Source organism: Gordonia sp. (in: high G+C Gram-positive bacteria) (genome assembly GCF_049299075.1).
GTDB lineage: Bacteria > Actinomycetota > Actinomycetes > Mycobacteriales > Mycobacteriaceae > Gordonia.
In genome coordinates, this window is the sequence record NZ_JBAQWU010000121.1 from 1 (window position 1) to 9,360 (window position 9,360).

Here is a 9,360-nt window from a genome sequence, read left to right on the forward strand (position 1 = left end):
CGCCAGTGGCCCAGCAGGACTGCTGCGGTCAGGGCGATCGCGATCGGGATCGGGAGCAGCGCGGTGGTGATGAGCCGCGCTCGATTGGTGGGGTCCTTGACCACCAGACCCATCTGCAGGGCCATGAACCCGCCCATGGCCAGTAGTCCGTGATCGGCGTGGGTGAAGTGCACCAGCAGCCACGCGATGGTCGTGGACAGCAGCACGGCCACGGCCACCAGGACGGCATTGGTCAGCCGGAGGTGTCCGGGGTCAGTGCCGGCGAGCCAGTGGCGCCAGGCGGCGAAGCGGTACTGCACGCGCCTAGTCTTCCACCGATGGGTTCGGGCCGGGTGCAGTGCGTGCCGCAGTTCATGCCAGAACGGGGACCGGGTCGTCGGCGCCGGACGCGCGCCCTTGGCATCGATCTTACCGAGTAGTAAGATATCGATCATGTCGATCAACCTGGAGCTCCCGGAGAAGCTGAACTCCACCGTCGAGCGTTCCCGCCTGGCGGCCGAGCACATCTTCCGGCCGATCACCCGCAAGTACGACCTCGCCGAACACGAGTATCCGAAAGAGCTCGATGAGCTGGGCAAACTCGCCAAGGCGGCCCGCGCGTCCGAGCGGTCCGAGGGCAAGAGTTCGGCCGACGCCAGCGAAGGCACCGTCAACGGCGCCAACCTGCGTGCGGTGCTCAACGCCCACGAACTCAGCTGGGGCGACGTCGGCCTGATGCTGTCGATCCCGGGCCAGGGCCTGGGCAATGCAGCTATTGCCGCGGTCGCCAACACTGAGCAGCTCGAGCGCTTCGCCGACGTGTGGGCCGCCATGGCCATCACTGAGCCCGGCATCGGCAGCGACTCGGCCGCCGTCACCACGACCGCGATCCTCGACGGCGACGATTACGTCATCAACGGGGAGAAGATCTTCGTCACCGCCGGTTCGCGCGCCGACCACGTCGTCGTCTGGGCCACCCTGGACAAGGACCAGGGTCGCGCTGCCATCAAGAGCTTCGTGGTTCCGATGGATACCGATGGGGTGACCGTCGAGCGGCTGGAGCACAAGCTCGGTATCAAGTCGTCAGATACCGCGGTGATCCGATTCACCGATGCGCGCGTCCCCGCAGACAACCTGCTCGGGTCGCCGGACATCGATGTGAAGAAGGGCTTCGGTGGGGTCATGCAGACCTTCGACAACACCCGGCCCGTCGTCGCTGCGATGGCCGTGGGCGTTGGTCGCGCCGCCCTGGAAGAGATGCGCCGGATGATCGAGGAGTCCGGTCACCCGATTGACTACGACAAGCCCGCCGCAATACAGCACGTTGCCGTATCCGAGTTCATCCGCCTGGAGTCGGACTGGGAGGCCTCGTGGCTGCTCACGCTGCGTGCGGCCTGGCTGGCCGATAACAAGACGCCGAATTCGCTCGAGGCGTCGATGAGTAAGGCCAAGGCAGGCCGCACGGTCACCGAGGTGACCAATAAGGCCGTCGAGATCGGTGCCACCGGCGCCTACGCCGAAACCAGCCTGCTGGAGAAGTGGGCCCGCGATTCGAAGATCCTCGACATCTTCGAGGGCACCCAGCAGATCCAGCAGCTGATCATTGCGCGCCGTGTACTCGGAAAGTCCAGCGCCGACCTGAAGTGAGCCTGGGTCGGAGCCGAATCGCGACCTGAACCCGACACGCCGGGCCGTCTTGTCAGACGGTCCGGCGTCGTCGTTCTGTCGGTGGCTGGTGCTACCGTCGTCGGAGACGATGCATAAATGGAAAGACGCAGGTCGTGAAGACATTCGAACTCCGAAACCGCCGCTATCTCGGCTCTAAGCGCGCGGTGCTGCCGGTGATCGGCGAGGTGATCGCCGGGCTGAGCGAGCCCCCGCAGACCGCCGCCGACCTGTTCGCCGGCACCGGTGTGGTCGGGCAGTCGTTGGCGCGGGCCGGGCTGGCGGTGACCTTCAACGATCTGCTCTCGGCCAATACCACCATCTACCGCGCCTTCTTCGGTGCGGCACCGGTCCGGACCGAACTGCTGACCGGACTGGTCGGCGGTATCAACGACGTCGACGTTGCGGCCCTTGAGTCGAACTATTTTTCAGAGACCTTCGGCGGCACCTACTACGACGAGGCAAACTCTCGGCTGATCGGGCACTATCGTGCGCAAATCAGCGCGTGGCACAGCGCCGGTACGGTGACCGATCGGGAACGCGATGTGCTCCTCGCGAGCCTGCTCTACGGGATGGACAAAACCGCGGCGACGGTCGGCCATTACGACGCCTTCCGGGTGGGCGCCGCCTCCGGGGCGCGGGTGGTTTTCGGGTTGCCGCAGCTAGAAGAGTTCGAGCCAGCGCATACCGTCACCCGCAGCGACGCCAATCAGTTGGTGCGGGAGCAGCACTGGGACCTGGTGTATATCGACCCGCCGTACAACTCGCGCCAGTACGGCGACCTGTATCACGTGCTCGACAACGTGGCCGACTGGCAGCAAGGCCCCGTGCAGTTCAAGGCGCGCAAGATGGACCGGCGGCATCTCAAGAGCGATTACTGCACCACGCAGGCCGCACCGGCCTTCAGTGATCTCATTGAGGCGCTCGATACCGCGACGATCATCATGTCGTACAACGACACCGGCGACCGCGGCAACGCCCGTTCGGCCGCGCGCCTGGCCGACGACGAGATTCTCGACATCATGCGTCGCCGCGGACCGGTCGAGGTGGTCGACGTCCCGCATCGCGAGTTCACCACGGGCCGCTCGGGTATCGGCGAGATCGTCGAACGCCTCTTCGTGTGCCATGTGGAGGAGGATGGGGCTGGGGATGTGGTTTCGACTCGCTTCGCTCGCTCAACCATCGAAATGACAGGCGTGCCGGCCCCGGCGATTGGGCCGGGCGACGAGGAATCTGGTGTCGCTTGCCCTAAGCATGTGGCGGAGCCTGCGACGACACGCGGTCGAAGGGAAACCACGCCCGCCCTCGTCCGTAGCCCACTGAACTACACCGGCAACAAGAAGCGGCTGGTGTCCGAGATCATCCCGCTGCTGCCGGCAGCGGGACCGGCGCACCAGCGCTTTGTCGACGTCTTCTCCGGCTCGATGACCGTCGGCATGAACGCCGGTTATTCGCAGGTCGCCTTCAATGACAGGCAGGTGGACGTGATGGGGCTGGGCGCACTATTCGCCGCCACGCCGTACAGCGAAATTCTCGCGCACGTCGAGGGGATCATCGCTGAGTACGGACTGTCCGACAGCCAGAAGCTCGGTTACGGCGCCTACGGCGCTAACTCGTCGAACGGCCTCGGCCAGGTGAACAAGGAGTCGTATCTCCGCTTGCGCGATCACTTCAACCGGATGGATCCGGTCGAGGCGCGGCGGCCGTACGTGTTCTTCGCGCTCGTCGTCTTCGGGTTCAACAATCAGATCCGGTACAACCGCAGCGGCGAGTTCAACATGCCCGTCGGTAAGCGCGACTTCAACTCCCGGGTGCGCAAGAATCTCTTCGACACGGTCACCCGGATGCACGCACTCGAGCCAGAACTGTGGACCCTCGACTTCCGCGATGTCTTCGGAAAACTGGCCAGCACTGACCTGGTCTATTGCGATCCGCCGTACCTGCTCGGTACCGCGCCGTACAACGAGCAGAACGCGTGGACCGTCGACGACGAGACCGACTTGCTCGATGAGGTCGCCAAGTTCGCTCAGCGCGGCGGCACCTTTGGTCTCTCGAATGTCTTGACGCACAAGGGATCTGAGCATGGTCAGCTTTCTGACTGGGCGGCCGAGCATGGCTTCGTGGTGCACACGCTGGACTACAGCTATGCGAACTCGTCCTACCAGCGCAAAGACCGCAATGCATCGCGCGAGGTGCTCATCACGAACTGGCCAGTGCCCGGAGCGAGCTGACCAGTTCGGCATTCCAGTCCGAGTTCAGATGCTCGATCTCTGTCCGATTCGCTTCTGCGGCAACAAGGTTCAGAATCTCATCCAGGGGTGCGGCGGCTGCGGCCACCCAGTCTCGGGTGGTGATGGAAACGATCAGCGGGCTGGCTGAGCCCGCGCGGCCATCGGTGGGGGTCATCGACATCACGCGGGCGAAGCCGAAGATCCGGGCCACGTTGGTGTCCACCTCGTTGGCGATGAAGATGGTCACCGTCGGCGAGTCCGGGTACTGGCATGCGAGGTTGGTGGCGTGCCGGAGAACCGGCTCTAGTTCGCCCCGGCGCTGCGTGGCCGGGTCCATCAGGGTGACCTCGACCAGAATGCGGCGACCGTCCAGTTTGAACTCGATGTCGCCACGCAGACCGGGCGCGTGGCTGATCGGCAGGAAGTCGCCGTCGAGCGATAACCCGAATGCGGTGCGGGGGTCGAAGGCCCGGCGCGACGAGTAGTAGAGCGAGAGGCCGACGAGGTACTCGTACATGCAGGGCACCGAGGCTTTGCCACGAAAGTGCTTGTCGCGCAGGCTACTAACGCTTGCTGATCGGTGGTCGTCGCCGATTAGACGCAGGTGATCGAGGACTTGTTCGGGCGGGAAGGTCGCCGCAATGATGCGGTCGAACCGCGCCCGCTCCTGCGCCGCGACGAACTCCTCGATCTGCTCGGGCTCGATGCCCTGCTCAGCGGCGATCAACTCATTGGCGCGCGCGAGGGCGTCGCGCCCGAACTGTTCGGCAAGCCCGGCCGCGCGCTGCGCATCGCTGTAGTCGGTGGTGAGCAGCGTGAGCCGGTCGGCGTTGGCGGCGAAGAAGTATCGGGCGTAGGCCGATCCGATACAAACCTGATTCTCCGCCACCGAGATGACGCCGGTGGCGGTCAGAATGCGGAGGTTGTTGTCGAGGTACTCGCGGACCAGGGATGCGCCCCGGTTGCCGTTGAACAAGTCGACTAGTCCGTGCCGGAAGGCGAACTCAGTGTCCGACCATCCGGCATAACGCGCGCCGCGGTGCACGGTCAGTGGACCGGAGCCCTTCTTCTTCAGGCCGGGCAGGTAGGTGCCGGGGGAGAAGCGGGCCTTGACCGTGGTGCCGCCCTCGTCTACTGCGCGCCGCAGCTGTGCCAGGGTGGCGGTGTCGGGGTGCGTGCGAAAGTCGGCCAGGGCATCGAGGAACACTCGATACCGCTCGGTGAAGATCGGACCCTTGCCGTTGGGAAAGGCTGCCCGGTTGAACTCGCCGACAACGATGAACCGATCCTGCTCCGCGGTCCGCTCGGCGGCGGTGAGGACGTCGTCCAGGGACTGCCCGCCGGCCCGGAAGTCCGCAACGGCGGTGACGATCGCCTCGACGTCGATTCCGAGGGTCCGCGGGCCGGCGATGAACGCGAGGGCGAACTCGTCGAGACTGAGGGTGGACAGCCGGTCCAGGACGCGCAGCAGTAGTCGCACCGGGAAGTAGAGCGTGCCCTCGTCGGACGTCTTCTCGGTATAGCCGAGGACGCCGCGAAGCAGCGCCGAGTTCTCCGGTTTGAGGGAGCAGTAGCGGTCGAAGCCGTCGAGCAGTTGCGGGCGTCCGTCGGCGAACAGGACACCCAGCGCGGTGGGCCGCCGCTGGACGGGATCGATGAAACCGAGTTTCACCAGGGCATTGGTGATCGTGCGCGCGCGTTTAGCGGCGTCGTCGTCGGAAACCGATCGCGCGCTGCCGAAAATATCGGGTGCCTGGATCTGGAGGAGTCGGAAGAACTCCAGTTGGGTTGCGCCATCCCACGGGCGGTCGTCGGTGCGGAAGGCGACGAGAACGTCGAGGGCCTCGTGGCAGTCGGCGATCACCTCGCGGCGCCGGAACGAGGTGTCGCCGAGATGCACGAGCGACATCGCTTTCCGGTTCATCGCCACGTCGTCATCCTGACATAGCTGCTATCGTCCAGCGTGAATAGAACACGTTCTAGTTTGGGAGTCCGGATGAGTGCGGAAAAGATGATCGAGACAGTCAACGCCTACGTTGACCTACTGTCCACCGGCAGCGCGGAGGAGATCGTCGCCCTCTACGCCGACGAGACCGCAGTGGAAGATCCGATTGGTGCGCCGATCCGGACCAGTCGCGAGGAACTGCTCGAGTTCTACTCGATCATCACCAACATGGACAAGCGCGAGGCGACGCTGCGGTGGGTCAAGGCCGCGGGGGACACTGCGGTCTTCGAGTTCACCCTCGTGACCGGAACCGGTGGAATGACCTTCGAGATCACCCCGGTCGACATCATGGTTTTTGACGAGGATGGCAAGGTGACGTCGATGCGTGCCGTGTGGGCGCCGTCGGACCTCAAGCAGCTCTGACCCGCCTGCGTCGCCGCCGAACTCGGTTTCGCCCCCTCAACCGACGGGGCGAAACCGAAGTCGGGGTGCTCGGTGCCCGGAATCAGGGGGTCAGACGTGAGTATCAGGTATGTGGCGCCTCAGCCGCGCGGACGGAGCGTCAGGTCGGTCGGGTGGGCGTCGGCGGGCGCGGCGATCGCCTGTACGACGGCGGTGGCTACCGTGGACGGCGTCAAGTACCGCGCGGGGTCGTACCGATTGCCTTCCCGGGCGACGATCTCGCGCTGCATATCGGTGTCGATCCGACCCGGGTAGATCGAGGTGACACGCAATTCCGGCTCCTCGGCGCGCACCCCGTCAGCGAGGGCGCGCAACGCGAATTTGCTTGCGGCATAAGGGGTCCAGCCCGGGCGTACCTGCTGGCCAGCCCCCGAGTTCAGGAAGACGATGTGGCCGCGGCGAACGCGTAGCGCGGGCAGCAGCAGGCGGGTCAGCTCGGCGGCCGCCACCACGTTGATGTCCAGCAGTGCGCGCCACTCCTCGACCGGGGTGTCGGCGACCATCTCCAGGGTGCTCGCGATACCGGCCGAATGCACCAGCACGTCCAGATCGGTGATTGTCTCGACGGCTGCCTCGAGCGTGTCATCATCGGTGAGGTCCACCGGAAGGGTTACTGCGCCGTCGAACTCGGTGGCCAGTGCGTCCAGCTCGGACGAGCCGCGACCACCGAGGATTAGGTCATGGGTGGGCGCCAACGCCCGGGCGATGGCCGCGCCGACGCCGCGGCTTGCCCCGGTGACCAGTGCGACGGGGCGGACCTGCGGGGTCACTTGCGCCCGCCGGTTCCGATCCGACCCGAGGTGTCCACGCCGCCGAACGAGCCCGGGCTGCGGCCGCCGCTGCTGAAACCGCCTGACCCGAGATCGTCGGGCACTGTCGCGTCAGCAGAAGCGACGACCACGTCAACCAACACGCCAGTCAGCACCGGTGCGCCGTCGGCGCCCTGGGTGTGCTGCCACGCGGCGACATCCTGCCGACTCAGCGCCAGCGCATCGGTGGCCAGCGCCATGGCGCGGTCGGTGGGCCCGGACTCGCTCAGCACGCGCTCGGCCTCGGACAGGCAGGTGCGCGGCGCTGTCCCGATAACCCCGCGGCGGGTGTCAATGTAGCTTTCCGCGGCCGCGACATGGGCGGTCGCCACCTCCGGTCCGGTCGACTGTTTGGCGATCAACTCCAGGTTTTGGCCGACGTCGGCGAGCGCCTCAAGCAATTTCTCCGCCGTATCGAGTGCGCATTCGGCCGATCGGATCGCGGCCACCGTCTCCTGCCGCATCTCGGCCTCGGCGGCGATAGCCTCGTGCCCCTGTGTAACGGCGTCCTCGGCAAAGGTCACCAACTCGGTGGCCAGTGCGGTGTTGCCGTAGATCGATTCGACTACTGGACCGCCGTACTTCCGCTTGAGTTCGGCCTCACCGGCGGCCGCGGCATCGAGCCGGTCGTGCAGTTCCTCGGCGCGGTCACCGAGCGCGTCGAGCCGGTCCGCGGCATCGGTCAATAAGTCGCGCTGTTTATCGAATGCGGGCACCGAGGCGTCGAGGGTGCTGTTGGCGGCCGAGCACATGCTGATGATCTCGACCAGTAGCGCACGACGCTGGGCGCCGGACATGCCGGACTGGTCGTCGAGGGTGCGGCGCAGCCGAAACGACGCGGCCACGGCACTCTCCGCACTGGCGAGCGCGTCGGTGTACTCGGTGGCACCGTCGTCGCCGAACTCCGCCTGCGCAAGGGCGAGTTCGTCGCCGCTGACCGAGACGGCGTTGTCGGTGAGCATCAGCAGTTCCGACGACCACGGGTCGAGGGCGTCGAGCGGTTGCTGGCTTAGTTCGTCGACGGTAAGGAGGTCGTCGGCGACGTCCGCCGAAGACTCAGGGAGAGCGGAGCGGGCGCGGCGTACGCGTTTGGCGCCGAGCCAGGCGAGCGCGCCGACGACGACCAGGGCGACCAACGAGAGCAACCAGATCCACGTCCGCGAGGCGGGCTTGCCCAGCTCGCTGGCGGCATCGGTGGCGGCGCGGGCCCATTGGCCTGAACGCACCGCGGGGCCGACCATGGTATCGCCGACATGCTGGATCTGTTCGCTGTTCAGGCCGTCGATTGGTTCTGCGCTGCCGAGGTAATATTCTTTGGTCCCCACGGCGACCGCGAGCAGCAGGTCGCGGTAGCTCAGACCGTTGAGTTGCTCGGTTTCCCGCGCCCAGTCGGCTGGTGCCTTGCCGTCGAAATCGGTCACATACACCGCAGACATGTGCAGGTCAGAGCTTTCCGATAGGCGATTGAGGGCTGCGGTGATCTCGGTGACCTGATCGGCGGCGAGTACCCCGGCGGCGTCGACCAACTGGTCAGGCAGAAGCGGTGGCGCGTCAGCGGAGGCGGTGCCCATTGGCGCGAGCAGGGTCAGTAACACCGCGAGGATCAGACTCAGGGCGACGGGGACGGAGGGTCGGCGTCGAGCAGAGGTCATGCCTTCAATCTAGCCGTTCCCTGATCGATGCGGTGCTGTGGGACGCTGGCTGCGATGGAGTTTGACGATGTGGTGATCGGCGCGGGGCCGAACGGTCTGACCGCGGCGGCGGTTTTGGCGCGCGCCGGACGTCGTGTCGCGGTACTCGAAGCCGGGCCGGTGATCGGGGGCGGGGCGCGCACCGATGAGGCGTTCGGCACCGGAATCCGGCGGGATCTCTGCTCGGCGGTGCACCCCACGGGATATGCGTCGCCGGCCTTCGCCGACCTCGAGCTCACCGCCCGGGGGGTCACCTGGCTGGTACCGGAGATCTCGGTGGTGCACGGTTTCACCGCCGACCGGGCGCTGGGCCTGCCGGTGGACGCCCGATTCCGGTCAGCTCAGCTCGGTTCGGATGCTGGCGCGTGGGAACGGCTCGTCGGATGGGCCGGCCGTACGCCCGGCTTGATCGAGGACGTGCTGAACCTTCCGGCCCGGCCACACCGGCCGGCGGCGCTCGCCCGGTTTGCCGCCGCGGCGGGACTGCCCACGGCGGCCCTGGTGCGGCTGACGCTTGGTACGGCTGACGTCCGCGGGCTCTTCGCGGCGATAGCGGCGCACTCCTCGCGGCCACTGAC

7 protein-coding genes and 1 pseudogene are annotated in these 9,360 nt (G+C 66.3%); 4 read left to right on the top strand and 4 right to left on the bottom strand.

The genetic code is table 11. From position 1 onward, the window contains the following. Positions 1-434: pseudogene (locus WAW85_RS04140) on the bottom strand (hypothetical protein); the annotation flags it as partial. Between WAW85_RS04140 and WAW85_RS04145 the strand changes: the two are divergent. Together WAW85_RS04145 and WAW85_RS04150 are read left to right on the top strand one after the other, a co-directional pair. Then, entirely contained in the window at positions 433-1,626 is a 1,194-nt protein-coding gene (locus tag WAW85_RS04145) for an acyl-CoA dehydrogenase family protein (RefSeq protein ID WP_422558382.1), read from the top strand. The pseudogene WAW85_RS04140 and the gene WAW85_RS04145 sit on opposite strands and share 2 nt — an antisense overlap. Positions 1,627-1,760: 134 nt before the next feature. Then, complete coding sequence (locus WAW85_RS04150; protein ID WP_422558383.1) at positions 1,761-3,875, top strand: DNA adenine methylase; 2,115 nt, start codon at positions 1,761-1,763, stop codon at positions 3,873-3,875. Here the strand turns inward: WAW85_RS04150 and WAW85_RS04155 are convergent. Beyond that, positions 3,844-5,799, bottom strand: coding sequence for an AlwI family type II restriction endonuclease (locus tag WAW85_RS04155; RefSeq protein ID WP_422558388.1), 1,956 nt, complete (start codon positions 5,797-5,799; stop codon positions 3,844-3,846). The genes WAW85_RS04150 and WAW85_RS04155 overlap by 32 nt on opposite strands. Before the next feature lie 72 nt (positions 5,800-5,871). On the opposite strand from WAW85_RS04155, the gene WAW85_RS04160 reads away from it, so the two are divergent. Beyond that, on the top strand, positions 5,872-6,243 hold the full coding sequence (locus WAW85_RS04160; RefSeq protein WP_422558384.1) for a nuclear transport factor 2 family protein: 372 nt from the start codon (positions 5,872-5,874) through the stop codon (positions 6,241-6,243). Between the two features lie 119 nt (positions 6,244-6,362). Here the strand turns inward: WAW85_RS04160 and WAW85_RS04165 are convergent, their stop codons facing one another. Together WAW85_RS04165 and WAW85_RS04170 are read right to left on the bottom strand one after the other, a co-directional pair. Then, on the bottom strand, positions 6,363-7,052 hold the full coding sequence (locus WAW85_RS04165; RefSeq protein ID WP_422558385.1) for an SDR family oxidoreductase: 690 nt from the start codon (positions 7,050-7,052) through the stop codon (positions 6,363-6,365). Further along, positions 7,049-8,743 (bottom strand): TPM domain-containing protein, encoded by a 1,695-nt coding sequence (locus WAW85_RS04170; protein WP_422558386.1) that lies wholly within the window; start codon positions 8,741-8,743, stop codon positions 7,049-7,051. The genes WAW85_RS04165 and WAW85_RS04170 overlap by 4 nt, the downstream gene beginning before the upstream one ends. Positions 8,744-8,797: 54 nt before the next feature. On the opposite strand from WAW85_RS04170, the gene WAW85_RS04175 reads away from it, so the two are divergent. After that, the coding region (locus WAW85_RS04175) for an FAD-dependent oxidoreductase (RefSeq protein ID WP_422558387.1) at positions 8,798-9,360 on the top strand (563 nt) is incomplete at its 3' end.